General features: G+C 70.8%; 23 protein-coding genes and 1 other RNA gene. 17 read left to right on the forward strand and 7 right to left on the reverse strand.

The window, feature by feature from the left end:
- Nucleotides 1-409: 409 nt before the first annotated feature.
- The 3 genes from GHC57_RS12710 to GHC57_RS12720 form a co-directional block, all read right to left on the reverse strand.
- Entirely contained in the window at nucleotides 410-1,894 is a 1,485-nt protein-coding gene (locus GHC57_RS12710) for a DUF4139 domain-containing protein (RefSeq protein WP_153344802.1), read from the reverse strand.
- A gap of 73 nt (nucleotides 1,895-1,967) precedes the next feature.
- The gene (locus GHC57_RS12715) at nucleotides 1,968-2,351 is read right to left on the reverse strand and encodes a cysteine-rich small domain-containing protein (protein ID WP_153344804.1); all 384 of its coding nucleotides are present in this window, start codon (nucleotides 2,349-2,351) and stop codon (nucleotides 1,968-1,970) included.
- Nucleotides 2,352-2,501: 150 nt separating this feature from the next.
- Nucleotides 2,502-4,076 (reverse strand): BCCT family transporter, encoded by a 1,575-nt coding sequence (locus tag GHC57_RS12720; RefSeq protein ID WP_153344806.1) that lies wholly within the window; start codon nucleotides 4,074-4,076, stop codon nucleotides 2,502-2,504.
- A gap of 540 nt (nucleotides 4,077-4,616) precedes the next feature.
- On the opposite strand from GHC57_RS12720, the gene hisI reads away from it, so the two are divergent.
- The 4 genes from hisI (at nucleotide 4,617) to GHC57_RS12740 (ending at nucleotide 8,139) form a co-directional block, all read left to right on the forward strand.
- The gene (gene hisI / locus GHC57_RS12725; protein WP_153344808.1) at nucleotides 4,617-5,024 is read left to right on the forward strand and encodes a phosphoribosyl-AMP cyclohydrolase; all 408 of its coding nucleotides are present in this window, start codon (nucleotides 4,617-4,619) and stop codon (nucleotides 5,022-5,024) included.
- Nucleotides 5,021-6,064 carry a CobW family GTP-binding protein gene (locus GHC57_RS12730; RefSeq protein WP_153344810.1) on the forward strand — a complete coding sequence of 348 codons (1,044 nt, stop codon included), beginning with the start codon at nucleotides 5,021-5,023 and terminating at the stop codon, nucleotides 6,062-6,064. Before hisI ends, GHC57_RS12730 begins: the two co-directional genes overlap by 4 nt.
- Nucleotides 6,065-6,528: 464 nt before the next feature.
- On the forward strand, nucleotides 6,529-7,251 hold the full coding sequence (locus GHC57_RS12735) for a hypothetical protein (protein WP_153344812.1): 723 nt from the start codon (nucleotides 6,529-6,531) through the stop codon (nucleotides 7,249-7,251).
- Nucleotides 7,252-7,464: 213 nt separating this feature from the next.
- Complete coding sequence (locus tag GHC57_RS12740) at nucleotides 7,465-8,139, forward strand: ABC transporter substrate-binding protein (RefSeq protein ID WP_170294864.1); 675 nt, start codon at nucleotides 7,465-7,467, stop codon at nucleotides 8,137-8,139.
- Here the strand turns inward: GHC57_RS12740 and GHC57_RS12745 are convergent.
- Nucleotides 8,083-8,541, reverse strand: coding sequence for a hypothetical protein (locus GHC57_RS12745; RefSeq protein WP_153344815.1), 459 nt, complete (start codon nucleotides 8,539-8,541; stop codon nucleotides 8,083-8,085). The two genes, GHC57_RS12740 and GHC57_RS12745, sit on opposite strands and share 57 nt — an antisense overlap.
- Nucleotides 8,542-8,715: 174 nt before the next feature.
- Here GHC57_RS12745 and GHC57_RS12750 point away from each other — a divergent pair, with 174 nt between their 5' ends.
- The 8 genes from GHC57_RS12750 to GHC57_RS12780 all read left to right on the forward strand — a co-directional run bounded on the left by GHC57_RS12750 (nucleotide 8,716) and on the right by GHC57_RS12780 (nucleotide 13,957).
- Complete coding sequence (locus tag GHC57_RS12750; protein ID WP_153344817.1) at nucleotides 8,716-8,970, forward strand: hypothetical protein; 255 nt, start codon at nucleotides 8,716-8,718, stop codon at nucleotides 8,968-8,970.
- Nucleotides 8,971-8,977: 7 nt separating this feature from the next.
- On the forward strand, nucleotides 8,978-9,346 hold the full coding sequence (locus tag GHC57_RS12755; protein WP_153344819.1) for a cell division protein ZapA: 369 nt from the start codon (nucleotides 8,978-8,980) through the stop codon (nucleotides 9,344-9,346).
- A gap of 9 nt (nucleotides 9,347-9,355) precedes the next feature.
- Nucleotides 9,356-9,514, forward strand: a non-coding RNA gene (ssrS, locus tag GHC57_RS20565) — 6S RNA.
- 29 nt (nucleotides 9,515-9,543) lie between these two features.
- Nucleotides 9,544-10,191 (forward strand): 5-formyltetrahydrofolate cyclo-ligase, encoded by a 648-nt coding sequence (locus tag GHC57_RS12760; protein WP_246152298.1) that lies wholly within the window; start codon nucleotides 9,544-9,546, stop codon nucleotides 10,189-10,191.
- Entirely contained in the window at nucleotides 10,191-11,039 is an 849-nt protein-coding gene (locus GHC57_RS12765) for a TIGR00282 family metallophosphoesterase (protein WP_153344823.1), read from the forward strand. Before GHC57_RS12760 ends, GHC57_RS12765 begins: the two co-directional genes overlap by 1 nt.
- 257 nt (nucleotides 11,040-11,296) lie before the next feature.
- Nucleotides 11,297-12,046, forward strand: a complete 750-nt coding sequence (locus tag GHC57_RS12770) for an electron transfer flavoprotein subunit beta/FixA family protein (protein WP_153344825.1) — start codon at nucleotides 11,297-11,299, stop codon at nucleotides 12,044-12,046.
- A 3-nt stretch (nucleotides 12,047-12,049) separates the two neighbouring features.
- Nucleotides 12,050-12,988, forward strand: a complete 939-nt coding sequence (locus tag GHC57_RS12775) for an electron transfer flavoprotein subunit alpha/FixB family protein (protein WP_153344827.1) — start codon at nucleotides 12,050-12,052, stop codon at nucleotides 12,986-12,988.
- A gap of 96 nt (nucleotides 12,989-13,084) precedes the next feature.
- Nucleotides 13,085-13,957, forward strand: a complete 873-nt coding sequence (locus GHC57_RS12780; RefSeq protein ID WP_153344830.1) for a 3-hydroxybutyryl-CoA dehydrogenase — start codon at nucleotides 13,085-13,087, stop codon at nucleotides 13,955-13,957.
- Nucleotides 13,958-14,033: 76 nt separating this feature from the next.
- Here the strand turns inward: GHC57_RS12780 and GHC57_RS12785 are convergent, their stop codons facing one another.
- The gene (locus GHC57_RS12785; RefSeq protein ID WP_153344832.1) at nucleotides 14,034-17,078 is read right to left on the reverse strand and encodes an ATP-binding protein; all 3,045 of its coding nucleotides are present in this window, start codon (nucleotides 17,076-17,078) and stop codon (nucleotides 14,034-14,036) included.
- Nucleotides 17,079-17,467: 389 nt separating this feature from the next.
- Here GHC57_RS12785 and GHC57_RS12790 point away from each other — a divergent pair, with 389 nt between their 5' ends.
- Genes GHC57_RS12790 through GHC57_RS12805 form a run of 4 tightly spaced genes read left to right on the forward strand, consistent with a single transcriptional unit; the run spans nucleotide 17,468 to nucleotide 19,816 of the window.
- Nucleotides 17,468-18,517 (forward strand): SPFH domain-containing protein, encoded by a 1,050-nt coding sequence (locus tag GHC57_RS12790; RefSeq protein WP_153344834.1) that lies wholly within the window; start codon nucleotides 17,468-17,470, stop codon nucleotides 18,515-18,517.
- Between the two features lie 32 nt (nucleotides 18,518-18,549).
- Nucleotides 18,550-19,059, forward strand: coding sequence for an NfeD family protein (locus tag GHC57_RS12795; protein WP_153344836.1), 510 nt, complete (start codon nucleotides 18,550-18,552; stop codon nucleotides 19,057-19,059).
- The gene (locus GHC57_RS12800) at nucleotides 19,056-19,484 is read left to right on the forward strand and encodes a HEPN domain-containing protein (RefSeq protein WP_153344838.1); all 429 of its coding nucleotides are present in this window, start codon (nucleotides 19,056-19,058) and stop codon (nucleotides 19,482-19,484) included. The genes GHC57_RS12795 and GHC57_RS12800 overlap by 4 nt, the downstream gene beginning before the upstream one ends.
- The gene (locus GHC57_RS12805; protein WP_153344840.1) at nucleotides 19,484-19,816 is read left to right on the forward strand and encodes a nucleotidyltransferase domain-containing protein; all 333 of its coding nucleotides are present in this window, start codon (nucleotides 19,484-19,486) and stop codon (nucleotides 19,814-19,816) included. Before GHC57_RS12800 ends, GHC57_RS12805 begins: the two co-directional genes overlap by 1 nt.
- Here the strand turns inward: GHC57_RS12805 and GHC57_RS12810 are convergent.
- Together GHC57_RS12810 and GHC57_RS12815 are read right to left on the reverse strand one after the other, a co-directional pair.
- Nucleotides 19,806-21,395, reverse strand: coding sequence for a gamma-glutamyltransferase (locus GHC57_RS12810; RefSeq protein ID WP_153344842.1), 1,590 nt, complete (start codon nucleotides 21,393-21,395; stop codon nucleotides 19,806-19,808). The two genes, GHC57_RS12805 and GHC57_RS12810, sit on opposite strands and share 11 nt — an antisense overlap.
- A gap of 276 nt (nucleotides 21,396-21,671) precedes the next feature.
- The gene (locus GHC57_RS12815; RefSeq protein ID WP_153344844.1) at nucleotides 21,672-22,226 is read right to left on the reverse strand and encodes a DUF2889 domain-containing protein; all 555 of its coding nucleotides are present in this window, start codon (nucleotides 22,224-22,226) and stop codon (nucleotides 21,672-21,674) included.
- A 458-nt stretch (nucleotides 22,227-22,684) separates the two neighbouring features.
- On the opposite strand from GHC57_RS12815, the gene GHC57_RS12820 reads away from it, so the two are divergent.
- Nucleotides 22,685-25,081 (forward strand): PAS domain-containing protein, encoded by a 2,397-nt coding sequence (locus tag GHC57_RS12820; RefSeq protein ID WP_153344846.1) that lies wholly within the window; start codon nucleotides 22,685-22,687, stop codon nucleotides 25,079-25,081.
- Nucleotides 25,082-25,104: the final 23 nt, after the last annotated feature.

Raw genomic sequence — 25,104 nt, forward strand, 5'->3', positions numbered from 1 at the left:
GAGCCCTCCTCGCCAGCCAGTGGACCTGTTACCCATGTTGCCGGTCTATTCTGTTACCTAGGTAGCCGGTCTGTACCAGCCTGACCCCCCTCCCCACCCCTCCCCCATGAATGGGGGAGGGGTGGGGAGGGGGTGTCTCGGGGGGCCGCTGCGGTCCAGAAACCACGCGACCCCGTTTTTCCGCGATGAGCCCCTTTTTCGGCGGATCCGTGTCCCGTCACGAATCGGGCCGGCTGGGCGGGGTCCGCACCCCGCACCGGCAGACTCCCCCCTTCGCCTAAGGGTATCCGTCCTGGCGGCAATCTCCAACTGCTTGATTTAACGACCCTGGGCATCAGGTTCAGTTAAACATGACGGTGCTTTCCGCGACCGCGGGGCGGGACGGGGCAAACCGGCGGCGGAGTCGGGATCAGAACCGGGTGCGCACGGTGTAGGTCAGGCGCTCTTCGCCCTCGGGTGGGACCTCGACGGTCCAGGTGACGCGCGAGGCGGACTCCCGCACCGACTCCCGGGACTGGGACAGCAGGGTCCATTCGCCGGGCAGGTCGGCCTCCACCGTCACCCGGACCGCCTGATCCGGCTTGCCGTTGCGCAGCACCACCGCGTGTTCGGTCTCGGTGACGCGCTCGCCGATGCGGCGGAAGTCCAGGCGGCGGCGCTCGGCCGTGACGTCGAAATCCGTGCCCAGCGCCAGGGTGGCCTCGGTCCCCACGGCGGTGTGGCCGATGCGGTCGGCGCCCAGGAAGCGCGGCGCGCCGTCCGGTCCCGGCTGCCAGACCCGCACGGTGCCCGCCGGCAGCGGCCGGCCCAGCCCGGCGTCGTCGGTGTTCGACAGCACCAGATGCCGGCGCGCATGCAGGCGGGTCTCATCCACGCGGGGGCTGCCGTAGACCGACGAGCCGGTGTCGGGGATCACGAAGCGGGGTTCGACGGTCAGGCCCGGCGCATTGACCAGGGCCAGTTGTTTGCTCTGGCGATGGGCGAGGTCCACGGGCCGGTCGATGGGGTAGAAGTGCAGCCCGCCCTGGGCCTGGGGCGACGGCGGGGGGGGCATGGCGGCGGCGACCATGCCGGCGCGCTGGTCCATCTCCGCCATGCCGCGTCCGCCGCCGCCGGTGTTCACCGTGCCGGCGGCCAGGGTCAGGCGCGCGTCGCGGAACGAGCGGCCGCTGGAATTGGTGACGGTGGCCCAGCCGGTCAGGTCGCCGCCGGTCATGGCCGCGTCCAGGTCCAGCGTGTAGTCGGCCGTCCAGCCCAGGCCGCCGGTCAGGTAGGTCAGCGCCAGATCGGCGGGGCCGCCGGCATCGGCGCGCACCGTGGCCAGCAGCGTGGGCGACGGGCGCAGGCCCTCCGGCAGGCGGTCCAGCACCAGATCGCCGGGCAGCCCGACGCGGATGTCGCCGTCCATCTCCAGAATCACGTCCTCGGCCACCGACAGTACCCGGGCGGTGGTGCGCCGGGGCGGGGCGTCGGCCCCCTGGTCGTCGATCAGCAGGCCGATCTCGCGGCCGACCGACAGCTCCAGCAGGCGGTGCCGGTTCGGCACGTCGGCGGACAGGGCGCGTTCCAGCACCAGAAAGGCGTCCGGCGCCCGCCCGGCGGCGCGCAGCCGGACCGAGGCCGCGTCCGCGCCCGAGGGCACATCGGGGAAGGCCAGCACGCTCTCGCCCGCCGGCAGGCTGGCCGAGCGCTGCTCGGCGACCACGGTGGTGCGGTCGTGGATGGTGAGTGCGACCGAGCCGGGGCCGCCCGGGGGAACCTCGATCTCTGCGGCCGTCGCCGCGCCCGTCCCGGCCCCGGCCCCGGCCAGGGCGAGACCGAGAGCGAGCACGCCGGTGGCGAGCAGGACGGCGCGGAGGGGGCGGACAGGGCGGCCGGAGCGGGCAACAGGCATGGGATCTCCTCCACATCGCGGGGGCGTCACGGGGCGGGGATGCCCCCGCCGACGGGACGACCCTGCCGCCCGATCATGGCAACGACGTGTCGGGGGTGTCCCGGGTCTCGTCCGTCTCGGACTGCCCTTTCTTGGGCTTGACCGGCTTCTGGCGGTATTTGCGGGTCTGCGGCTGGCCGTTCCACACGACCGGCTTTTCCAGCCATTTCTGGATGAAATTCCAGGCGCCCTGATAGCCGTTGTGAGGCAGGGTGCAGGCCGAGCAGTCCTTGCGGGTGACGCCGTTCTTGTCGGTGAACACCTCATAGGGCCCGGGGCACTCGTAGGCGATCAGCGGACAATAGCAGAACAGGCAGTTGAACTCGCCGCGCACACCCTCGTGGCACGGCAGGAACGGGCAACTGTGGTTCGTGAACCCCTTGAAGCCCTCGTTGGTCGTGCTGTCCTTGGGTTGCATGTCCCTCCCTCCCGGGTCACTGCGTCGGGTTCCCGGCATATGGGATCCGGTCCGCGTCGGAAAAGGGCCGCACCCGTGCCCGGATGCGGCCCCTCTCGGTTGCCGTCGGCCGCGCACGGCCGACGGTTGCTCTCTCAGGATATCCGAACGCTACTTGTTCATGACCCAGATGCGCTCGTGGCGCAGGCCCAGATAGAGCGTCACGCACATGGCCAGGAGCACCAGGGTGAACGGCAGGCCGACCGTGATGGCCGCCGCCTGCAGCGCGCTCAGGGCGCTGGCCCCGCCGGCGAACAGCAGCACGGCCGCGATCACGCCTTCCATGACGGCCCAGAAGATGCGCTGCGGCACCGGGGCGTCCAGCTTGCCGCCGGCGGTGATGCTGTCGATCACCAGCGAGCCGGAGTCCGACGAGGTGATGAAGAACACCATCACCAGACAGATGGCGATGAACGAGGTGATCGCCGCCAAGGGCAGGTTCTCCAGCATCTGGAACATCGACAGGGTGTAGTCGCCGATGCCGTCGGCCAGCGCGCCGGTCTTGTTCATCACCTGTTCCAGGCCCATGCCGCCGAAGGCGGTCATCCATACGATGGTCACAGCCGTCGGCACCAGCAGCACCGCAATGATGAACGTCCGCACCGAGCGGCCGTAGGACACGCGCGCGATGAACATGCCGACGAACGGGGACCAGGAAATCCACCAGGCCCAGTAGAACACCGTCCAGTCATGCATGAACGAGCCGTCCTCGCGGCCCCACCACATGCTCATGGGAACCATGACCTCGGCATAGGCCACCGTGGTGTCCCAGAAGCCGCTGATGATGGTCATGGTCGAGCCGGTGGCGATTACGAACAGCAGCAGCAGGCCGGCCAGCGTCATGTTGATGTTGGACAGCAGCTTCACGCCGCCGTCCAGGCCGCGCACCACCGAGATCACGGCGATCGAGGTCACGCCGATGATGATGGCCACCTGGGTGTTGATGCCCGAGGGGATGCCGAACAGGAACTCCAGGCCGCCGGCCGCCTGCTGGGCGCCGAAGCCGAGCGAGGTGGCCAGGCCGAAGATGGTCGCCAGCACCGCCACCACATCGATGACGTTGCCGAACCAGCCCCAGGACTTGTCCTGCACGATGGGATAGAAGGCCGAGCGGATGGTCAGCGGCAGGCCCTTGTTGTAGCAGAAGAACGCCAGCGACAGGCCGACCACGGCATAGATCGCCCAGGGATGCAGGCCCCAGTGATACATGGTGGCCCCCATGGCGGCCCGGGCGCCTTCGGGCGTGTTCGGTTCCGCGCCCAGCGGGGTGCCGAACCAGTCGGTGTAGTAGCCGACGGGCTCCGCCACGGACCAGAACATCAGGCCGATGCCCATGCCGGCCGCGAACAGCATCGCGAACCAGGAGATCAGCGAGAACTCCGGCTTGGCGTCCTGTCCGCCGAGCCGCACGCTGCCGACCGGCAGGAAGATCAGCACGATGCAGAAGATGACGAAGATGTTGCCGGCAGCCAGGAAGAACCAGTCGAAGTTGTTGATCGACCAGGCTTTGGAGGCGTCGAAGATGCCTTTGGCATCCTCGGGCGCCATCAGGGTGCCCAACACGAAGACCATAATCAAAAGCGCGGCAATCCAGAACACGGGGTTGTGGATGTCCATGCCGAACTTCTGGATATTGTCCTGGCCGACTTCGTATTCCGTTTCGTAGAGATTCTCCGGTGGTGGCATTGGTTGCTCCCCCATTACACGGCCGCGTCATCAGCGGCAGCTTGGTGGTGATCGAGCGAAAAAGGAAAAAGAGCGTCCCGTCCCTTTCACGCAAACGTGATCTTGCGCCGGCGCCTGCCGGCAAACCGCAAGACAAACCCCGCCACGATCCGGCGGGGTAGAGAAAAGGTGGCTGGCGACCGGCCCGGCAACCCCGGCCCCGGTGCGGGGCTGGCGGTGTGCGGGGCTGGCGGGGTGCGCCGCCCCCGAGCGGCCCCGAGGCGGGCCAAACGACGGCCTCCGGCGCTGTGCAGATCCGGCGCGGTCCCGAACATGCGCCTGGTCCGGGCCGTTCTGCCCGGCCATGGCATCCGGCCCGGCGCGCCGGATCCGCCGCCATGGCGTTCCGGCCAGCCTAGAGGATGGGGTTCGGCACCGCAACACCTGGGCGATTCGTCAGGTCGCCCGGGCCGGATGCACGCCGCTTCCCCCTTGACGGCGCGCCGTCCGAATGGTCGGTAGGCGATCCCGTCCGACCCCGCCGCCCGAGGGCCTCTCGCCATGACCGCCGCCGCTCCGTCCGTTCTCGATGCCGTCCGCTTCACCGCCGACGGCCTGGTGCCCGCCATCGCCCAGCAGCATGACACCGGCGAGGTGCTCATGATGGCCTGGATGACCCGCGAGACCCTGGCCGAGACGCTGGAGACGGGCCGGGTGTGCTACTGGTCGCGCTCGCGCGGCGCGCCGTGGCGCAAGGGCGAGACCTCCGGTCAGGTGCAGACGCTGAAGGCGCTCCGCGTGGACTGCGACGGCGACACCCTGTTGCTGCTGGTGGATCAGGTCGGCGTCGCCTGCCACACCGGACGGCGCACCTGCTTCTACCGCGAGGTCCAGGGGCCGGACACGCTGGCCGTGATCGCCGAGCCGGAGGCCGATCCGGCCGCCCTCTACGGGACCCCAAAGGCATGAGCACGCTGCCCGTCACGGTCCTGACCGGCTTCCTGGGCAGCGGCAAGACCACGCTGCTCAACCACCTGCTGTCGCACCCGGACATGGCCGAGACCGCCGTTCTGGTGAACGAGTTCGGCGAGGTGGGCCTGGACCACCTGCTGGTCCGGCACGTGGACGAGGACATCGTGCTGCTGAACGCGGGCTGCCTGTGCTGCTCGGTGCGGGGCGACATGGTCACCGCGCTGCGCGACCTGTTCCTGAAGCGGGTCCGGGGCGAGATCGACGAGTTCCGCCGGCTGCTGATCGAGACCACGGGGCTGGCCGATCCGGCGCCCATCCTGCACACCCTGATGAGCGACCCGCTGATCTCCAACCACTACCGCCTGGACGGCGTGGTGACGGTGGTTGACGCGGCCCACGGCCTGGAGACGCTCGACCGTCAGCCCGAGTCGGTCAAACAGGCGGCCGTCGCCGACCGACTCGTGCTGAGCAAGACCGACGTCGCCGCGCCGGAGGCCATCGCGGCGCTGGAGGCCCGGCTGGCGGCCCTCAATCCCGGCGCGCCGCGCCTGCGGGCGGACCACGGGCGCATCGCCCCGGCCGATATCCTGGAGTGCGGGCTGTTCCGGGCCGACGCCAAGACGCCGGATGTCGCGGGCTGGCTGACGGCCGAGGCCCTTGCGGACGCCGGCCATCATGGCCACGACCACCACCATCGTCACGACGTGAACCGGCACGACGAGCGCATCCGCGCGTTCTGCCTGACCTATGACGCGCCGGTGGACTGGGACGCGCTGGCGGCCGGGCTCGACCTGCTGGTGTCCAGCCGGGGCGCCGACGTGCTGCGCCTGAAGGCCATCGTCAACGCCCGCCACCACGACGCGCCCCTGGCGCTGCACGGGGTGCAGCACATGTTCCACCCGCCGTCGGTGCTGCCGGACTGGCCGGTCGATCCCGCGACCGGGCAGCCGGACCGCCGCACCCGTCTGGTGTTCATCACCCGCGATCTCAGCCCGGCGGCGGTCGAGCGCGTTCTGGGCGCCGCGCTGAGTCTGTGATCCGGCCCGGTCGGGCTCGACGAAAGGCGTGGGTCGCCCCCTGACGGGACGAAAGGCGTGGGTCGCCCCCTGACGGATGGCATAGCGCAGAACCGGACCGGGCGGAGTCGGCCCGAAAACAGGTCAATTTTTATATTTTTTTGCTCGACTTTGGTGATACCCGACTATTCAGGTCGGCCGCATCGTGCCTTGTAAGCCGCCTGATCGGCCTGCATTTCCCACGAATCCGGACCCCTCCATAAGGTGACCTCACCTTTAGATGGATAGCATTTTGCGCTTCGACCGGCTAATTTGGTTTGACAGTGAGATGATGCTTCGCAGAAGGCCAGTTCCGGCGCGGGGTGGCGGTCCACGGACAGGGCGGGGTGGCAGCAGGCCACTCGGCGGCCCGGCCCGGGGGGCAACGGGAATTGGGACCGAAAGGGTTCGGCATCGGACGCGCAAGTGGACACAGGAGAGATGACATGAACGTCAAGGCTTACATGGGGGCGGCGGCCGTCGGCGCGGCGCTGGCTCTTGGCTCCGCGGGCAGTGCCGGCGCGGCCGTCTACGACTTCACGAGCGGCGTGGCGCCGATCGACGGCAAGTCCACCAGCTCCATCGACATGGGCACGTACACCATCGATGGCTGGTGGTCCTATGCGAGCAACACCGACCCGGCCAATCGCACGGCCCGGGCGCTGAACTTCGTGGAAAAGCTGACCGACTCGGGCGTCTGCGCCGCCGATGGTCTGCTGGCCTGCAAGCGCGACGGCGCGGGCGTGGGCGACGACGAAATCTCGGAAACCGCCACGTACTACGAAGGCATCACCGTGACCTTCGACACGGTGCAGACCATCACCGGGCTGATCTTCCTGGACCTGTTCGTGTCGCCGGACGATGCGGACATCAAGGAACAGGCGCAGGTCGTCTTCGACGAAGGCACGGCGAATGAATCCTCCGCCGTCTTCACCGCCGCCGAGACCAAGGACGGCGTGAACATCGGCTACCTGAACGCGGCGTTCGGCCCGGTCAAGGCGACCACCCTGACCTTCATTCTGGCGCCGTTGACCAACGACGATCGCGGGGTCGGCGACTACGCCGTGGCCGGCATCGTCACGCCGCTGCCGGCGGCGGTCTGGTTCATGGTCACCGCCCTGGGCGGCCTGTTTGGGACCCGCTGGCTGCGGGGCGCGCGCACGGCCTAGGCCCCGGATTGAGAGACTCGCCGCCGGTCCCCGGGGACCGGCGGGCGCAAGGTGTGACGGGGGATGCCGGCAACGGCGTCCCCCGTCGCGCGTCCGGGTCCCGTTGTTTCGGTTGTCCGGATCCCCTTGGCGAGCCGTCCCATTTCCGCCATGGATCGGGGGCAGGGTGGCGCGTCCGCTCCCCTGTGTTCCCGCGATCCGGAGTCCGTCTGCATGGTTGAGGTCCCGTCCCCGTCCCTGTCCGCCGCCCGCGTCTTGTCCCGCCGTCTCATGCTGGGCGCCGCCGGCGCGGCCGGCCTGCTGGCTGTCGTCGCCCCGCGCGCGCCCGCCCGGGCGGCCGCGCCCGATCCGGCGGCCGCCACCGCGTTGATCGAGTCCTATCAGGCGGCGCTGCTGGATGTGATGCAGCGCGCGGACGCCCTGGGCATCCGGGGCCGGGCCGAGGCGCTGGACGGCCCCGTGCGGGCCACCTTCGACTTCCAGCGCATGGCGCGGGCCGCCGCCGGCCGGGCCTGGCGGGACGCGCCCGATTCGGACCGGGCCGCCATGGTGGATGCCTTCGCCGACTACTCCGTGGCCGTGCACGCCGACCGTTTCGACGGGTTCGGCGGCGAGCGGTTCGTGATCGACGGCACCGCGCCCGGCCCCGCCGGGACGCTGCTGGTCCACACCCGGATCGCGCGGCCGGACGACGAGGCCGTGCCGCTGTCCTATGTGGTCGCCGAAGGACCCGAGGGACCCCAGGTGGTGGACGTGCTGCTGAAGGGCTCGATCAGCGAGGTGGCCCTGCGCCGCTCGGAATGGGCCGCCATCGGATCGCGGGAGGGGCTGTCAGGGCTGGTCACCGCCCTGTCGAAACTCACCGCCCGCATGCTCCAGGCCTCCTGACGGCGCGCCCTCAACCCCAACGCCGAGGGCCGCCGCCCGATGGCGCAGGGACTCCAGGGCGGCGGCGGGGACGGCCGCGCCGTCGAACACCAGGGTCAGGGTCCAGCCCGCCGGGGCCGGCCAGTCCGCCAGCGCGGCCAGGGCGAGGCCCGTCGCCGTGCCGCACGGCAGCCGCAGGATGATGGCGGGCGGCGGCCGGTCCGGCTCCGCCACCGCCCACGCGGTCGCGACGGTCTCGGCCAGCGCGCGCGGCCAGCCCGGCCCCAGCGTGCCCAGGGCGTCCGGCGGCGCGGCCGCGGGCAGCGGGCCGGGACCCGTCCAGGCGCGTGCGGCGGCCAGCAGGGCGGCGGGCGCGTCGATCCGGACCGGAGTCGCCGGGCCCGGTGCGGGGTCCATCGCCATTGACGCGAGTCCTTTGCACGCTTATTCTCAATTGCACTCGAAGCATGGCAGAGTAGAGCCATGAAATCGAACAGAAAAAGCCCAAGCGAACCACCGGCCCCCGGGGTCGCGCCCGGATCGCCCGACGGACCATAAGCCAGACCGCCCCCGGACCATCACAAGGAACGCCACACCGTGCCCCCGGTTGACGCAGCCCTGCAAGCCCTCGACCAGGCCATGGATCGCCTGGAGGCCGCCTTCGTCGCCCGCGAAGCCCAGCGGGCCGAGGACGACGCGGCCGCCCGGGATCGGGACGTGGAGCTGGCCACCCTGCGCCTGGAATACGACAGTCTGCGCGACGAGTACGAGCAGCTTCGGGCCGTCGTCGCGCAGGTGGACGGGCGGCTGGACGGGACCGTGACGCGACTCCGGGCCCTGCTGGAAGGATAGGCGGCGCATGCCTCAGGTCAGCATCTCGGTCAACGGACGGGACTACCGCATCACCTGCGGCGCGGGCGAGGAAGAGCACGTGCTCGCGCTGGCCGCGCTGCTCGACGGCAAGGCGCGCGACCTGACCAAGCGTCTGGGCCACATCAGCGAGGGCATGGCCCTGGTCATGGTCGGCCTGACCCTGGCCGACGACCTGGCCGAGGCCCGCCGCCAGCGCGATGATCTGGCGGCGCATCACGACACCGCCGCGACCGCCGCCGAGGCCGCGGAATCCCGCGAGCGCGATCAGGCCGCCGCCGAGGAGCAGGCCGCCCAGGCCATCGTTGCGATGGCCCAGCGCATTGAATCCCTTGCCGAGCGGCTGGAGCGGACCTAGGTTGAGGGGGCGGGGCTGCCCGGTGCGTCAGGCACGCACACTCCCGGGGGCTATACGTCTGTGAAAGGGAGCTGTCCCTGTCGGGATCCTGGTCCCGGCACACGGCGCCCACGTTGTTGCCGCGGCCCATGTGGAGGTCGCACCGCCAACGGCCAGGGTGGCTCCGCGCTTCCGATCAAGGCCCGACCGGAGGACCCTTGACCGTCCCCCCCCCGGCTCACGCCGCTGTTCCCGCCGACACCGCCACGCCGGACCTTGCCGCCCGCAAGGCCACCCTGCGCGCCCACCTGCTGACGGCGCGGGCCAACATAGGTCCCGCGCGGGCGGAGCAGGCGGGCCGGGCCGCCCGCGATCACGCGCTGTCCGACGTCGCGCCGCCGCCCGGGGCCGTGGTCGCCGGCTTCTGGCCCATGCGGGGCGAGCTGGACCCGCGCCCGCTGCTGGCCGCGCTGGCCGCGCGGGGGCATCCGGTGGCGCTGCCGGTGACCCCGCCGAAGAGCGCGCCGCCCGTGCTGGTGTTCCGGCTGTGGGACGGCGATCCGGATGCGCTGGTGGACGGCCCCTTCAAGACGCGCCAGCCGCCCGAGAGCGCGCCCCGGGTCGAACCCGCCTGGCTGCTGGTGCCGCTGGTCGGCTTTGACCGGCGCGGGGTCCGTCTGGGCTACGGCGGCGGCTTCTATGATCGCCATCTGGCCGGTCCGGGCGCCGGGGCCACGGCCCTGGGCTACGCCTACGCCTGCCAGGAGGCGCCCCTCGCGTCCGGCGGCGTGCCCGTCGAACCCCATGACATCCCGCTCGCCGCCATCGTGACCGAGGCCGGGACGATCCATCCGGAGGCCCGGTGATGCGCATTCTCTTCCTCGGCGACATCGTGGGTCGCGCGGGCCGGGACGCGGTGCGCGACGCGCTGCCGCCGCTGCGCCGCCGGCTCGCCCCCGATGTGGTGGTGGCCTGCGGCGAGAACGCGGCCCACGGTTTCGGCATCTCACCGAAGATCTGCGAGGACCTGTTCGCCGCCGGCGTGGATGTCATCACGCTGGGCAACCATGCCTGGGACCAGCGCGACATCATCCCGTTCATCGCCAAGGAACCGCGCCTGATCCGGCCGGCCAACTACCCGCCCGGCACGCCCGGCGCGGGCTCCATCCTGATGACCGACGCCAGGGGCCGCCGCCTGCTGGTGGTGCAGGTGATGGGCCGCCTGTTCATGGACCCGCTGGACGACCCCTTCGCCGTGGTTCAACGCGAGATCGCCGCCGCGCCCCTGGCCGGGCCGCCCGGGCGCGGCGCCCATGCCATCCTGGTGGACATGCACGCCGAGGCCACCAGCGAGAAGATGGCCATCGGCCATTTCCTGGACGGCCGGGTGTCGGCCGTGGTCGGCGGTCATACCCATGTGCCCACCGCCGATGCCCAGATCCTGCCCGGCGGCACCGCCTACCAGTCCGACGCGGGCATGTGCGGCGACTACGATTCGGTCATCGGCATGGTGAAGGGGCCCGCCACCGAGCGCTTCGTGCGCAAGATGCCGACCGAGCGTCTGAGCCCGGCCGGCGGCCCCGCCACCGTTTGCGGCATCCTGATCGAGACCGACGACCGCACCGGCCTCGCGACGGCCATCGCGCCGGTGCGGATCGGCGGGCGTCTGGCCGCGACGGCGCCGGAATTTGACAGCGCCGGAGCGGCTTCGTAGGTTGTGCATTGCACAACAGGCGGCGAAGCCCCGGCACGATGTCGGATGTTTCGCTGCCGGACCCATGTCATGCTTGACGGACGGGCTCCGGCAAGCGAGACATCCAGGTCGCCACCCGCACCGGCCCGGCATGGCTGGTGCGGGTGGCGCGCCTGTGGTTTCGGCCCCCGTCACGGGGGGGCCATCGGTGAAGTCAGCGAGGGGACCGACCGGCCTGCCCCCGGGACCCCCCGCGCGCAAAAAGGACAGGGAGAGCCATGAAGGTCCTGGTCGCGGTCAAGCGCGTGGTCGATTACAACGTCAAGATCCGCGTCAAGGCGGACAAGTCCGGCGTTGAGACGGCCAACGTCAAGATGTCCATGAACCCGTTCGACGAAATCGGCGTCGAGGAAGCGGTCCGCCTGAAGGAGGCCGGCACGGCCACCGAGATCGTCGCCGTCTCCATCGGCCCGCAGGCGTGTCAGGAGACCATCCGCACCGCCCTCGCCATGGGCGCCGACCGGGGCATCCTGGTCAAGACGGACGACGAGGTGCAGCCCCTGGGTGTGGCGAAGATCTTCAAGGCCCTGGTCGAAAAGGAAGCCCCCGATCTGGTGCTGATGGGCAAGCAGGCCATCGACGACGACAGCAACCAGACCGGCCAGATGCTCGCCGGCCTGCTGGGCTGGCCCCAGGCCACCTTCCTGTCGAAGGTCGAACTGGGTGACGGCAGCGCCACCATGACCCGCGAGATCGACGGCGGCCTGGAGACCATCTCGGTCAAGATGCCCTGCGTCGGCACCGTGGACCTGCGCCTGAACACGCCGCGCTATGCCTCGCTGCCCAACATCATGAAAGCGAAGAAGAAGCCGATCGAGACGATCGAACTGGGCGACCTGGGCGTGGACACCGCGCCGCGCCTGACCACGGTCAGCGTCGAGGACCCGCCGGCGCGTCAGGCCGGCGTGATGGTGCCCGATGTCGCCGCCCTGGTGGACAAGCTGCGCAACGAAGCGAAGGTGATCTGAGCCATGAGCATTCTCGTCATCGCGGACCACGACACCACGGCCGTCCGCCAGAGCACCCTTGCGACCATGACCGCGGCCGGCCAGATCGGCGGCGATGTCACCGTGCTGGTGGCCGGGGAGGGCTGCAAGGCCGCCGCCGAGGACGCCGCGAAACTGCCCGGCGTCGCCAAGGTGCTGTGCTGCGACTCGCCGCTGTACGCCCACCACCTGGCCGAGTCCTTCGCGGCCCTGATCCTGGGGATCGCCAAGGACTACACCCACGTGCTGGCGCCGGCCGTGACCATGGGCAAGAACACCCTGCCGCGCGTCGCCGCCCTGCTGGACGTGGCCATGCTGTCCGACATCTCGGGCGTGGTGGATGCCGACACCTTCGTGCGCCCGATCTACGCCGGCAACGCCATGGCGACGGTCAAGAGCGCGGACGCCATCAAGATCATCACCGTGCGCGGGGCGTCGTTCGACAAGGCCGAGCACGGCAGCGGGTCGGCGACGGTCGAGGATCTGGCCCCGGCCGAGGATCCGGGCCTGTCCAGCTTCGTCGGCCAGGAACTGAGCAAGTCCGAGCGGCCCGAACTGACCAGCGCCCGCGTGGTGGTCTCCGGCGGGCGCGGCATGGGCTCGGGCGAGAACTTCCACCACATCGAGAAGCTGGCCGACCAGTTGGGCGGCGCCGTCGGCGCCAGCCGCGCGGCGGTCGATGCGGGCTACGCCCCCAACGACTTCCAGGTGGGCCAGACCGGCAAGATCGTCGCCCCGGACCTGTACGTGGCCGTCGGCATCTCCGGCGCGATCCAGCATCTGGCCGGCATGAAGGACTCCAAGGTCATCGTCGCCATCAACAAGGACGAGGAAGCCCCGATCTTCCAGGTGGCGGACTATGGCCTGGTGGCCGACCTGTTCGAGGCGGTCCCGGCCCTGGAGGCCGAACTGGCGAAGGGCTAGGACTGATCGGCCGGCGGGCGGCATCTCCCAGACGGGCCAGTGCGGCGCGGGTCCCCCGGGGCCGCCCGCACGGTCCCCGACAACAAGGATCACGGCATGATCAGCAAGATTGGCGTCATCGGCGCCGGCCAGATGGGCACCGGAATCAGTCACGTCTGTGCCCTGGCCGGCTTTGAGGTGCGTCTGACCGACGTCAGTCAGGACGTGCTCGACAAGGGCATGGGCGTGATCGGCCACAACATGACCCGTCAGGTCCGGCGCGGCCTGATCTCGGACGAGGACAAGGCCGCCGGGCTGGGCCGCATCCACCCCGCCGTGGGCATGGAGCAGTTCGGCGACTGCGATCTGGTGGTCGAGGCCGCGACCGAGGACGAAAAGGTCAAGCGCCAGATCCTGTCCGACCTGTGTCCGCACCTGTCGCCGGAATGCGTGCTCGCCTCCAACACCTCATCGATCTCGATCACGCGCCTGGGGGCCTCGACCGACCGGCCGGGCAAGTTCATCGGCATGCACTTCATGAACCCGGTGCCGCTGATGAAGCTGGTGGAGCTGATCCGGGGCATCGCCACCAACGAGGACACCTATCAGCTCACCCGCGTGGTCGTGGAAAAGCTGGAAAAGACCTCGGTGCCGTCCGAGGATTTCCCCGCCTTCATCGTCAACCGCATCCTGATGCCGATGATCAACGAGGCGGTCTACACCCTCTACGAGGGCGTGGGCAGTGTCGAGGCCATCGACAACGCCATGCGGCTGGGCGCCAACCACCCGATGGGGCCGCTGGAACTGGCGGACTTCGTGGGTCTGGATACCGTGCTGGCGATCATGCAGGTGCTGTACGAGGGCCTTGCCGATTCCAAGTACCGGCCCTGCCCGCTGCTGGTGAAGTACGTCGAGGCCGGCTGGCTGGGCCGCAAGACCGGCCGGGGCTTCTACGACTATGCGGGCGAGACCCCGGTTCCGACACGATAATCCCGTCCGGCTTGTGTCCTGATGCCGCATCCGACACGGTTTGACCTGTCGATGCGGGATCACGCCCGCGCGCCGATCACGACGCGCGGTCGAGGGCGGCCCGCATCCAGCGCACCACGGCGGCCTGGGTCTCGTCGGCAAGCGCCTGGATCGTCGGCAGGCGCGCCGACGGATCCCCGCCCACGGGCCGGTCGGCATCCAGGGCCGCGCCGGCATCGGCCAGGGGGCCGGCGCCGAACTGCCCGGCGAGGCCCTTGAGCGCATGGCCGATCCGGCCGACGGCCTCCGGGTCGGCGTCCCCGGCCTCGGCCGCGCGGGCCAGGGCGCCCACCTGCTCCGACACGCTGGTCAGCATGGCATGAACGATGGGACGCAGACGCGCCGGCCCCAGGCGCGCCACCAGCGCTTCCAGGGTTTCGCTGTCCAGCAGGGGCCGGTGGGCCGGTGCCGGATCGGGCCGCGGCCCGGCGGCCGGGGCGGGATCGTTCGCCCCGGTGATGGCGTCGCCCTCCGGTGTCTCGCGTCCAGCCGTCGGCGCCGGATCGAGCCAGGTGACCCCGCGCGCGCAGGCCCGGACCATGCCCGCCAGCCGCTCCCAGTCCACCGGCTTGGTCAGCAGATCCACCAGCCCGGCCGCCATGTACCGGGCGCGGTTCTCGCGCACGGCATCGGCGGTCAGGCCGATCACCGGCGGCGGATCGCCCGGCAGGGCGCGGATGGCCCGGGTCGCCTCGGTGCCGTCCATGACGGGCATCTGCATGTCCATGATCACCAGGGCATAGGCGTCCGGCCGCGCCGCCACGGCCTCCAGCGCGGCGCGGCCGTCGGCCACCTCGTCCACGACGAAGCCCATCCGCTCCAGCACGGTGGCGATCAGCAGCCGGTTGGCCACGGTATCCTCGGCCAGCAGCAGGCGGCTGCCGGGCGCGGCCCGGACCAGGTGGCTGTCCGGCCCCGTCAGAGCCGCCAGATCGGCGCCGGCCGGAGCCAGGGGCGCGACCCCGCCCCGTCCCTGCCCGGCCGCCACCGGCACCCAGAAGCGGAAGGTGGAGCCGGCGCCGGGCGCGCTCTCCACCGTGATGTCGCCGCCCATCAGCGTCACCAGCCGCTTGCAGATGGCCAGCCCCAGGCCGGTGCCGCCGAACCGGCGCGTGGTGGTGTTGTCGGCCTGGATGAAGGGCTGGAACAGAATCCGCCGCTGCGTCTCAGACAGGCCGATGCCCGTGTCCCGCACGGCGAAGGCCAGGATGAGCCCGCCGTCCGGGCCGGGGCGGTCCGGTTCCATGACGAGGGTGACCGATCCCGTCTCGGTGAACTTGATCGCGTTGCTGGCCAGATTGAACAGCACCTGCCGCAGACGGTACGGATCGCCCCGCACCAGGGGCGGGGCGGCGGGAGTCAGCTCGGCGTCCAGCCGCAGCCCCTTTTCCGAGGCGTTGCCGCTGAAAAGCTGGATGACGTCCTCGACGATCCGGCGCGGGTCGAAGTCCGCCAGGTCCAGGTCGAGCTGCCCGGCCTCGATCTTGGAGAAGTCCAGGATGTCGTTGAGCAGCGACAGCAGCGTGTCGGCCGAGCGCCGCAACGTCTCGGCATAGATGGTCTGGCGCGGCCCCAGGCCCGAGGCCCGCAGCAGGTCGGCCATGCCCAGCACGCCGGTCATGGGCGTGCGGATTTCGTGGCTCATCACGGCCAGGAAGCGGGACTTGGCCATGTTGGCCTCCTCGGCCTCCTGCTTGGCCTGACGCAGGGCCCGCTCGTCGGCGCGGCGCTGGGTGATGTCGCGGTAGAACCAGGCGCGCCCCCAGGGCGTTCCGTCCTCCCGCCGCAGCGCGCGCGAGTACCGCTCCAGCACCCGGCCGTCGCGCAAGGGGACCTCGACGCCCTCGCGCTCGTCCTCGTCCAGATGGCGGTACAGGTGCAGGATCCGGGTCTCGAAGCCCTCCGGATCGACCAGCCGGTCCCGTACCGCCTCGCGCAGGAGGGCGGACCGACCCAGCGCCAGGACCTCGTCGCTCAGCCCCCACAGGTCGGCGAACCGCCGGTTCCAGGTCAGGATGCGCCCGTCGGGCGAGGCCACCAGGATGCCGTCCGACGCCGTGTCCTGAAGGGCGGTCAGCAGCGTGTTCTGCCGCCGCAGGGCGCGGCGGACGTCGGTCTGCCGGGCCTCCATGCGGATCAGGGCGTAGGTCAGGGCGATCACCGCCATGGCCGAGACCAGGATGATGCCGACGCCCCAGGCGACGTCCCGGCGCCAGGGGGCCAGCGCGGCATGCCGGGACACGGTGGCGGCGGCCATCAGCGGATAGGTTCCGACCCGATGCACGGAAATGATGCGCATCATGCCGTCCACGGTGTCGTCGGCCACCAGGGTGTCGGGGCGCGGTCCGGACGGCATGCGCCCGGTCGCCGAGGCGATGACCCGTCCGATGGCGTTGCCGGGATCGGGCAGGCGCACCATCACCGTGCCGTCGGCATGCAACAGCGTCACCGAGGCATCCACCGACTGAAGGATGGTCTGGTAGGTGGCGGCGAAGGCGCCCTGGTCGATGACGGCCGCGATGCTGCCGCGCACGGCGCCGTCCTCGGCCCGCAGGGTGCGGATGACCGTGAACACGAAGCCCTCGGCCGGCGCGTCGGCCGGCCGCACCGGACTGACCCAGGCATGCCGGGCGCCGCTGTCCCGGTGCGCGCGATAGCCCGTCTCGCGGTCCAGGTCCGGCGGCGGCCCGGCGCCCGTCCACAACGTGGCCGTGCCGTCCGCCGCCGTGACCAGCACATCCCGGACCAGATCGTGGTGGCTGATGCGCTCGCGCAGGCGGTGGTCGGAGGTGGCGTCGGCCCCTGTCGCGGGCCCGGAGTGGAACGCTGCGACCTCGGTCAGCATGGCGTCCAGCGTGTCCAGCGTGCGGTCCGTGAACGCCGTGTAGGCGATCGAGAACGCCTGCGTGACATCGGCCGCGCGGGCCATGGCCTGGACGTAGCTGTTCCAGGTCCAGTAGCCGACCACGCCCACGATCAGCGCCATCATGACGGCGCCGGAGATCAGGACGACCGGACGGGACCGCCGCACGCGGCCGGGCACGGCCGCGCGCGGGTCATCGAACTGCGGATCGAGACTCATGACAAGTGACTGACCCGTATGCTGGTTCCGCGTCCCGCCGGTTGCGAGTGTACGACACTTGCGCCCGCGACGCCAGCAAGGCGGGCAGGCACGGCGGCGGGCTCAGGTTAACGGGATCGCTCTTCCAGGCTTTTGCAGGGAGTCGGAGACCAGCGCTCGAGGTCCTTCAGCCGCTTCGCGGCTTCAGGATGACATCCTATAATTTTAGTGCGTCATCCCGAGTGAGCGAAGCGATACGAGGGATCTCGAGAGGCCCCCTCCGACCGCGCGGAACAGGCCGTCATGTTAACCTGGACCCGTTGCCCTGCCCCCGCCGGGGGAGGCGCTAGGCCAACGTCCCGGTTGATGGTAAGGTTTTGCCGAGACACCGCGCGGGAAAGGACCGCCCCATGATGGAAACGTCGATCCTGGTCGTCACGCTGGTCGTCCTGGCCATCGTGTTCATCGTTCTCAGCGTGAAGCTGGTCCCCCAGGGGTGGGAGTTCACGGTGGAACGCTTCGGCCAGTACACCAAGACCCTGACGCCGGGCCTGCACCTGATCGTCCCGTTCGTCGAACGGGTCGGCCAGAAACTCAACATGATGGAACAGGTGCTCGACGTTCCCGAGCAGGAGGTCATCACCCGCGACAACGCCATGGTGAAGGTGGATGGCGTGGTGTTCTATCAGGTCCACGATGCCCCCAAGGCGGCCTATGAGGTCCGCCAACTGGAACTCGCCATCCTGAACCTGACCATGACCAACCTGCGCACGGTCATGGGCAGCATGGACCTGGACGAACTGCTGTCCCAGCGCGACCAGATCAACGCCCAGCTTCTGACCGTGGTGGACCTGGCGACCAATCCGTGGGGCGTGAAGGTCACCCGCATCGAGATCAAGGACATCTCGCCGCCGCGCGACCTGGTGGAGTCGATGGGGCGGCAGATGAAGGCGGAGCGCGACAAGCGCGCCGCGATCCTGGTGGCCCAGGGCGAGAAGCAGGCGACCATCCTGGAGGCCGAGGGCCGCCGCGAGGCCGCCTGGCGCGACGCCGAGGCGCGCGAGCGTCTGGCCGAGGCCGAGGCCCGCGCCACCACCCTGGTGAGCGAGGCCATCGGCGCCGGCGGCATGGGCGCGGTCAACTACTTCATCGCCCAGAAGTACGTGGAGGCGTTGCAGAGCCTTGCCGTGGCGCCCAACCAGAAGGTCCTGTTGCTGCCCATGGAGACCACCGGCGTGCTGGGCTCGCTGGCCGGCATCGCGGAGATCGCCAAGGAGGCCCTGCGCCCCGATCCCTCCGGCGGTGGCGGTGGCGGCGGCGATGGCCCGCGCCGGCGCGCGCCGTCGGCCCCGCCCGCACCGCCCGGGACCGGGGCGGCCTCCGCCTCGGTCATGCCCTCCATTCCACCGATCACGGGACCGGAGCCGGGCGCGACCGGACCGTGGGCAACGCCGTCGTGACCGGCGTCGCGGGCTGAACGGAGGGCACGGGCATGATCGACCTGACACTGCCGGAAACCCTGCTGTTCTGGCACTGGTGGATCCTGGCGGGGGTGTTCCTGGTGCTGGAGCTGGTGGCGCCGGGCGTGTTCTTCCTGTGGATCGGGCTGGCGGCCGGGGTCACGGGCCTGATCCTGATGGTGGTGCCGGCCCTGCCCTGGGAGCTGCAGGCGCTGCTGTTCGCCGGTCTGGCGCTGGGGGCGACCGTGGCCGGTCGGCGTCTGTGGCGGCCGGGCCGGGTGGCGACGGACCACCCGCTGCTGAACCGGCGGGCCCATCGCCATGTCGGGCAGGTGGTGACACTGACCCAGCCGCTGCGGGACGGCCGCGCCCGTGTGCGCGTCGGCGACAGCGAGTGGTCGGCGGTGGCCGACGATGTCTCGCTGATGCTGCCGGCGGGCACCTCGGTTCGGGTGGCGGCGGTGCGCGACGGCAATCTGGTCGTGATCCCGCTGGTGGCCGGGGGCGAAGCTCCCCAGGGCACCGGCCCCGCGGCCTCATGAGCGGGGCCGGCCGCACCTGGCTCGCTCAGGCACACCACGATCTGGCCGTCGCGGAACGCCTGCTGGCGGAGGGCGCGGCCCACGACTGGGCCAGCTATGCCGCGCAGCAGGCAGCGGAAAAAGCCTTGAAAGCCGTTCTGCTCGCGCTGGGCCAGGACGTGGTGCGAACGCACGACCTTGTGACGCTCAGCGCGGCGCTGCGACAGGACGGCGCCCTGACGGAGCTTCTGGACACCCCCGACCGGCTGGACGACCTTGCGGAGTTGACCCAGATGAACGTGGTGGCGCGATATCCCCTGGCGCCCGACGCCGGTGCACCGGCGGAGCGCATCACGCGTCGGCAGGCCGCGCAGGCCTGTGCCACGGCGCGGCAGGTTGTGGATTCGGCGGCCCGGTATCTGGATGCGGCGGCGGAGGGAGAGTAATGGTCTCCCTCGCCCACGCCCGTGCCCGGCGGCTGGAGGCCCTGCGCGCATCGGTGGCCGACGCGGCCCGCGAGGCCGTGGCGGGGCTTGATCCGCCGCCCGGGGTGTTGCTGTTCGGCTCTCTCGCCACCGGCGCGTTCGAGGGCGGGTCCGATGTGGACCTGCTGGTGGTTGGGCCGGACCGCCTGGACCGGCGGCCGTTCCTCAGGCGCAGCCTGCCCGTGGACATCGTGCGGATCGACCGCGCCGCCTTCGGGACGGACGGCACCCGCTCGCCGCTGGTGCGGCGGGCGCTGGCAGAGGGCACATGGCTCGTGCCGCTCACCCCGTAAACCGCACCGCGCCGCCCCGCCGGGGGTCGCCGGCGGCCTCCACCCGGCCGTCCGCATGGCGCAGCACGGCATGGACGCCGCCGAAGAACATGGACGATTTCGGCCACAGGCGGTGATCGGGGAAGGCGCGGGCGAGGGCGGTCACGTCGGCATCGGCGAAGCCCGGTTCGGCGTCCAGGTGGCCGCGCTCCACATGCAGGCGTGGCGCGGCGATGGCGTTGGCCAGCGCCTCCCCTCCGGCCAGCAGGCGGCAGAGCACCTGCAACAGGGCGGTGCGGATGCGGTTCGACCCGCCCGACCCCAGGGCGATGCGGGTGCCGTCCGCCCCTTCCGCCAGCGTGGGGGCCATCATGGAGGATACCCGCGTATCCGGCGTCCAGCGGAAGAAGCCGGCGGGGTTCAGGTCCTCCTCGCCCAGCATGTTGTTCAGCATGAAGCCGCAGCCGGGCACCATGTGGCCGCAGCCCTCGCCGTTCGAGACCGTGCAGGCGGCGGCGTTGCCGTCGGCGTCCAGCACCGACAGGTGCGTGGTGCCCCCCGTCTTGAGGGCCGTCTTGTGGGCGCGCGCCGCCATGTCGGCCCGCCAGCGGGCGATTTCGGGGTCCGAGAGCAGCGCGGCCACGCGGGCGTCGTCGGCGCCCAGGTTCAGATCCGCCGCGTCCCGCGCGAACCCGGTGACGTGGAGGATGCGGGCCAGGGTCAGCGGGTCGGGTGCGCCCTCCCCCGCGCTCTCCCGCTCCGCCTCGGCCAGGGCGAGCCCGAAGGCGATCAGCGCTCCACCCGCCGACGGCGGCGGGTTGGTGAGCACGCGCGCCCCCCGGAAGCGGCGGTCCAGGGGGGCCCGCCGGGCCACGCGGTAGCGACGCAGGTCCTCCAGGGTCAGCAGGCCGCCCTCGGCGCACATCCCGGCCATGGCCTGCGCCACGGGGCCGTCGCGCACCAGCGCCGCGCCCTCGCGGCCCAGCGCCTCCAGCATGGCGGCCAGGTCCGGCATGGCCCCGACCGAGCCCACGGGACGCGGCCGGGCGGGGTCGTCCGGATCGCCGAACACGGCCCGGGACTCCGGCGTCAGCAGCAGGATCGGCGCGATCACCCCGTGGATGTGCGCCTGCAAGGGGGCCAGGGGCACGCCCGCCTTGGCCAGCCGAATGCCCGGCTCCAGCAGGCGGGCGAAGGGCAGCCGCCCCAGCGTCTCGTGGATCGCGCACAGGCCGGGGATCATGCCCGGCACGGCGGCGGCGGCGCGGCCGACGTGAAACTCCTGCGTGGTGGTGCCGAAGTCCGCCAGCACGGGGGCGAAATCCAGCGCGGTGGCGGCTTCCGTCGGCGCGGCCCGGCCGGGCGTCTGGGCGAAGAAGTCCAGCACCAGCGGATCGCCGCCGGCCGGATGGGCGAGCAGAAAGCCGCCGCCGCCCGGGGAGCTGAGCGCGGGCTCGGCCACGAACGAGGCCGCCAGCCCCGCCACCACCGCATCGAAGGCCGTGCCGCCGTCCGCCAGGATCTCGGCCGCGGCCGCCGCCGTTTCGGGATGGCCCGCCGCCACCGCCCCGCGCGCGCCCAGCGCGCCATCCACCGTCATGATGCCCCATCCCCCCGAATGGCCGTTGCACACTCCGGCAGCATCGCCCGGGGGCGGGGGCGCTGGCAACCGTGTGGGGGTCAGGCAGGACAACGGGTTCACGTTGACATGAGGGCGCATTCCGCACCGTCGGCGCACGGCTCTCGAGATCCCTCGGCTCGCTTCGCTCGCTCGGGATGACAAAATACAATTAAAGGATATCGGGCGCGAGTCTCCCACCCTTTGCAAAGACCTGCAGGAGCGATCCCGTGGCCCTGAACGTGTTGCCCTATGGGCTCAGGTCCCCTCGCCGGTGTGGAACTCGGGCCATTCGCGGGCGACGATGGGGCCGTCCGACCGCAGGGCGTAGCAGGTGTCGATGATGCGCGGGCGCTCGCCGGTGTTGGCGGCCTTGCGCTTCTCCTCGCGGCGGAAGTGCAGCGTCTGATAGGCCGTGGCCGCCAGCGGCTTGAGCAGGTCCACCAGATGGGTGCAGCCCTCGCCCCGGCCCAGCAGCGTGCGCACCTGGCCCGTGAAGCCCGCCCCGATGGTCAGCCCGACAAGGCGCTGGTAGTTGGGCGTCACATGGCCGCAGATCGAGAAGGGCGAACTGTCGGTCACGGCCTCGACTTCGCGGATCACCAGATCATCGTCCACCGTAACCCGGAGCGACATGTCGTGCAGGGACTCGCCGGCCGCGATGTGGCCGCGCTCGTGGTTCCTGAAGGTATAGGTCTTGGTGTCCACGATGCGGGCCTCGATGTCCCACAGGCCGTCGTCGCGCTGATAGCCCCGGCAGTCGATATCGCGGGTGTGGATGTGCCGACGCGGCTGAGGCGGGGAGAGCGGCATGGGCGGAATCCTTTGGCCGGGCGGTGGGTCGGGGCACCCGTTCATGTATACGCCTGCGTATGGACAACGTCCAGGGGCCGGCGAGCGCCGGGGGCTCGCGCGGGCAAGGGCGCGGGCGCGGGCACGGGACGCGGCGCACCGCCAATTCAGTGAAAGACGGTCACAGGAAAAATCCCCGCGGTTGAGAGAGTCGAAAAAACCTGATGACAAGATAGATAAAAAACGGCAAAATTGTTTTGGGATACGGGCAAGAAACGGGCAACAAAATAGAGCGGACAGCGCGAAGAATACCCAAGAGTTGAGCCGATCCAGACCGACCGGCATTTCGTGGTGCGATCGGCGACGGGCCACAGGTCCGCCGATCGAGCGACCCCGTGGCTGCGTCCATTGGCGCGTTCAGGAGGGATGTTTAACCAACGCGGTCCGTCGATTGGGTCGCGGCCTCCGGGATTCCGGCCATGGATCAATACAGTCACGTCCCGCCCGACTCCCCGGGCTCCGGCAGGCAAGGCGCGGCGTTCTGGTCGCCGGCGTCCGTGCTGACCGCGGCCCTGCGGACGTTCAGCACGCCGGTGTCCATCAAGGATGCCGCCGGCACCATCCGGATGGTCAACGAGGCGATGACCCGCCTGCTGGGGCGCCTCGCGGCCGAGGTGGAAGGCAGAACCGCCCGGGACGTGTTTCCGGCGGACATCGCCTCCGTCCTGGAACAGGACGACCGCACGGTGTTGATCGGCGGCCGGACGGTGACGCGCGACCAGCTCCTTCCCACCCGCCGGGGCCTGGTCTGGGTCGAGGTGCGCAAGGACCCGATCATCGAAGACGGCGTGTGCGTGGGCGTCCTGACCGCCATGCGGGAAATTTCCGATCACATGGAGGATCTGCACCGCCTGCGCCGGTCCACCGGGCTGCTGGACCGCTTCTTCTCGCAGAGCCTTTATGCCGTCGCCTGCCTGGACCGACGCCTGACCGCCGTCAGGGTCAACGAGGCCTATGCCCGCCTGACCGGGCACGACGCGGCGGACTTCATCGACCGGGCCCTGTTCGAGGTTGCGCCCGACGACGAACTGGAAGCGATCTGCCGGCGCGTGCTGGCCACCGGCGCACCGTTCCGGGCCGACGCGCGGCCCGTTCCCACGATCCGGGGCGACGGCGCCGGGTCCACGTTCTGGGATGTGTCCATCCAGCCGATCCGCGATGCGGCCGGGGTGATCGACGGCCTGACCGTGACCCTGGTGGACGTGACCGAACGCAAGGCCGCCGAAGCCGCGCTGCACCAGAGCGAGCACGACAAGGCGCTGATCCTCGCCAGCATCTCGGACATGGTCGCGTTCTTCGAGCACGATGACCTGCGCATGACCTGGACCAACGTGGCGGCGGGCGGGTCGGTCGGCACGGACAAGGACGCCCTGTGCGGGCGGCCCTGCCATGCGGTCTGGGGCGAGCGGGACGGCCCCTGCCCCGGCTGCCCGGTGCTTGAAGCCTTCCGGACGGGCCAGCCCGCCGACTCCGAACAGACCACGCCGGACGGGCGCGTCTGGTCGATCCGCGCCTTCCCGGTGCAGGACGAGGCCGGTGGCCTCAAGGGCGTGGTCGAGGTGGGCCGCGACATCACCGACCGCAAGCAGGCCGACGCGGCGTTGCAGCGCAGCCTGGAGAACCTGAACGCCTTTTTCTCGCTGTCGCGCGACCTGCTCGCCGTGGTGGATGCCGACGGCCGCATCGTCGAGGCCAACCAGACCCTGCTGGACCGTCTGGGCTGGACCCGCGCCGCGTTGATCGGCCAGCCCATGGCCGTGCTGCGCCCGGCGGACAGGCAGGCCGAGGCGGACACTGACCTGCGGGACATGCAGGCCGGCCGCGTGGAGATCCTCACCCACCCGCTGGCCACATCTGCGGGTCGGCCGGTCCAGGCGGAAACCCGCATCGCGCGGGGCACCTGGAATGGCGCGCCGGTGCTGTTCACGGCCAGCCGGGACCTGTCGGCGCTCGCCCTGTCGGAAGAGAAGTTCAAGAAGGCCTTCACCAACAACGCCACCCTGATGGCCATCACCGACCCGGAGACCGGCCGCTTCGTCGAGGCCAACGAGGCCCTGCTGCATGTCATCGGACAGCGGCGGGAGGCGGTCATCGGCCGAACCTCGGTCGAACTGGGCCTGTTCCCCACCCAGACGATCCGCAATGCCATGACCCGCGAAGCCGCCCGACCGGGGGCGCAAGGGCCGGTCGAATTCCGGTTCACACGGCCCGATGGCCGCCCCTTCATCGGCGAAATGACCGGGCACCTCATCACCAGCGGCGAGACCCCCTACATGCTGACCATGGTGACCGATGTCACCCGCCAGCGGGAGTTGATGGCGGAACTGGAGCATCGGGCCACCCACGACGGTCTGACCGGGCTGCGCAACCGGCAGCAGGGGAACCGGGACCTCGACCAGGAAGCGGCGCGGGCCGAGCGCATGGGGACGCCGCTCGCCCTCGTCATGATCGACGTGGACCACTTCAAGACGGTCAACGACACGCTCGGCCACCCCGGCGGGGATCAGGTCCTGCGCGAGGTGTCCCGGCGCCTGAAGGACCGGCTGCGCGAGATCGACCGCCTGGCCCGCTGGGGCGGCGAAGAGTTCGTGGCCATCCTGCCCGGCACCGATGCCGCGGGCGCCCTGCATCTCGCCGAGACCCTGCGCGCCGCCATGGCCGAGGCCACCCTGGACGGGATCGCGCCGGTCACCATCAGTCTGGGCGTGGCGGTTCACCGGCCGGGACAGTCGGTGGCCGAGTGGGTGACGCGGGCGGATGCCGCCCTGTACGCCGCCAAGGCGGCGGGCCGGAACTGCGTGCGGATGGCGGATTGAACGACGCCCGGCGCCCGATTATG

Source organism: Roseospira navarrensis (assembly GCF_009601025.1).
GTDB lineage: Bacteria > Pseudomonadota > Alphaproteobacteria > Rhodospirillales > Rhodospirillaceae > Rhodospira > Rhodospira navarrensis.

Bases quoted from the DNA above. Each gene is read 5' to 3' on its own strand.
- hisI (WP_153344808.1), top strand. From the start codon at position 4,617: ATGACCGCCGCCGCTCCGTCCGTTCTCGATGCCGTCCGCTTCACCGCC.
- GHC57_RS12730 (WP_153344810.1), top strand. From the start codon at position 5,021: ATGAGCACGCTGCCCGTCACGGTCCTGACCGGCTTCCTGGGCAGCGGC.
- GHC57_RS12745 (WP_153344815.1), bottom strand. From the start codon at position 8,541: ATGGCGATGGACCCCGCACCGGGCCCGGCGACTCCGGTCCGGATCGAC.
- GHC57_RS12720 (WP_153344806.1), bottom strand. From the start codon at position 4,076: ATGCCACCACCGGAGAATCTCTACGAAACGGAATACGAAGTCGGCCAG.
- GHC57_RS12805 (WP_153344840.1), top strand. From the start codon at position 19,484: ATGGTCTCCCTCGCCCACGCCCGTGCCCGGCGGCTGGAGGCCCTGCGC.
- GHC57_RS12800 (WP_153344838.1), top strand. From the start codon at position 19,056: ATGAGCGGGGCCGGCCGCACCTGGCTCGCTCAGGCACACCACGATCTG.
- GHC57_RS12785 (WP_153344832.1), bottom strand. From the start codon at position 17,078: ATGAGTCTCGATCCGCAGTTCGATGACCCGCGCGCGGCCGTGCCCGGC.
- GHC57_RS12710 (WP_153344802.1), bottom strand. From the start codon at position 1,894: ATGCCTGTTGCCCGCTCCGGCCGCCCTGTCCGCCCCCTCCGCGCCGTC.
- GHC57_RS12755 (WP_153344819.1), top strand. From the start codon at position 8,978: ATGCCTCAGGTCAGCATCTCGGTCAACGGACGGGACTACCGCATCACC.
- GHC57_RS12820 (WP_153344846.1), top strand. From the start codon at position 22,685: ATGGATCAATACAGTCACGTCCCGCCCGACTCCCCGGGCTCCGGCAGG.
- GHC57_RS12790 (WP_153344834.1), top strand. From the start codon at position 17,468: ATGATGGAAACGTCGATCCTGGTCGTCACGCTGGTCGTCCTGGCCATC.
- GHC57_RS12775 (WP_153344827.1), top strand. From the start codon at position 12,050: ATGAGCATTCTCGTCATCGCGGACCACGACACCACGGCCGTCCGCCAG.
- GHC57_RS12770 (WP_153344825.1), top strand. From the start codon at position 11,297: ATGAAGGTCCTGGTCGCGGTCAAGCGCGTGGTCGATTACAACGTCAAG.
- GHC57_RS12780 (WP_153344830.1), top strand. From the start codon at position 13,085: ATGATCAGCAAGATTGGCGTCATCGGCGCCGGCCAGATGGGCACCGGA.
- GHC57_RS12765 (WP_153344823.1), top strand. From the start codon at position 10,191: ATGCGCATTCTCTTCCTCGGCGACATCGTGGGTCGCGCGGGCCGGGAC.
- GHC57_RS12815 (WP_153344844.1), bottom strand. From the start codon at position 22,226: ATGCCGCTCTCCCCGCCTCAGCCGCGTCGGCACATCCACACCCGCGAT.
- GHC57_RS12735 (WP_153344812.1), top strand. From the start codon at position 6,529: ATGAACGTCAAGGCTTACATGGGGGCGGCGGCCGTCGGCGCGGCGCTG.
- GHC57_RS12715 (WP_153344804.1), bottom strand. From the start codon at position 2,351: ATGCAACCCAAGGACAGCACGACCAACGAGGGCTTCAAGGGGTTCACG.
- GHC57_RS12810 (WP_153344842.1), bottom strand. From the start codon at position 21,395: ATGACGGTGGATGGCGCGCTGGGCGCGCGCGGGGCGGTGGCGGCGGGC.
- GHC57_RS12740 (WP_170294864.1), top strand. From the start codon at position 7,465: ATGGTTGAGGTCCCGTCCCCGTCCCTGTCCGCCGCCCGCGTCTTGTCC.
- GHC57_RS12795 (WP_153344836.1), top strand. From the start codon at position 18,550: ATGATCGACCTGACACTGCCGGAAACCCTGCTGTTCTGGCACTGGTGG.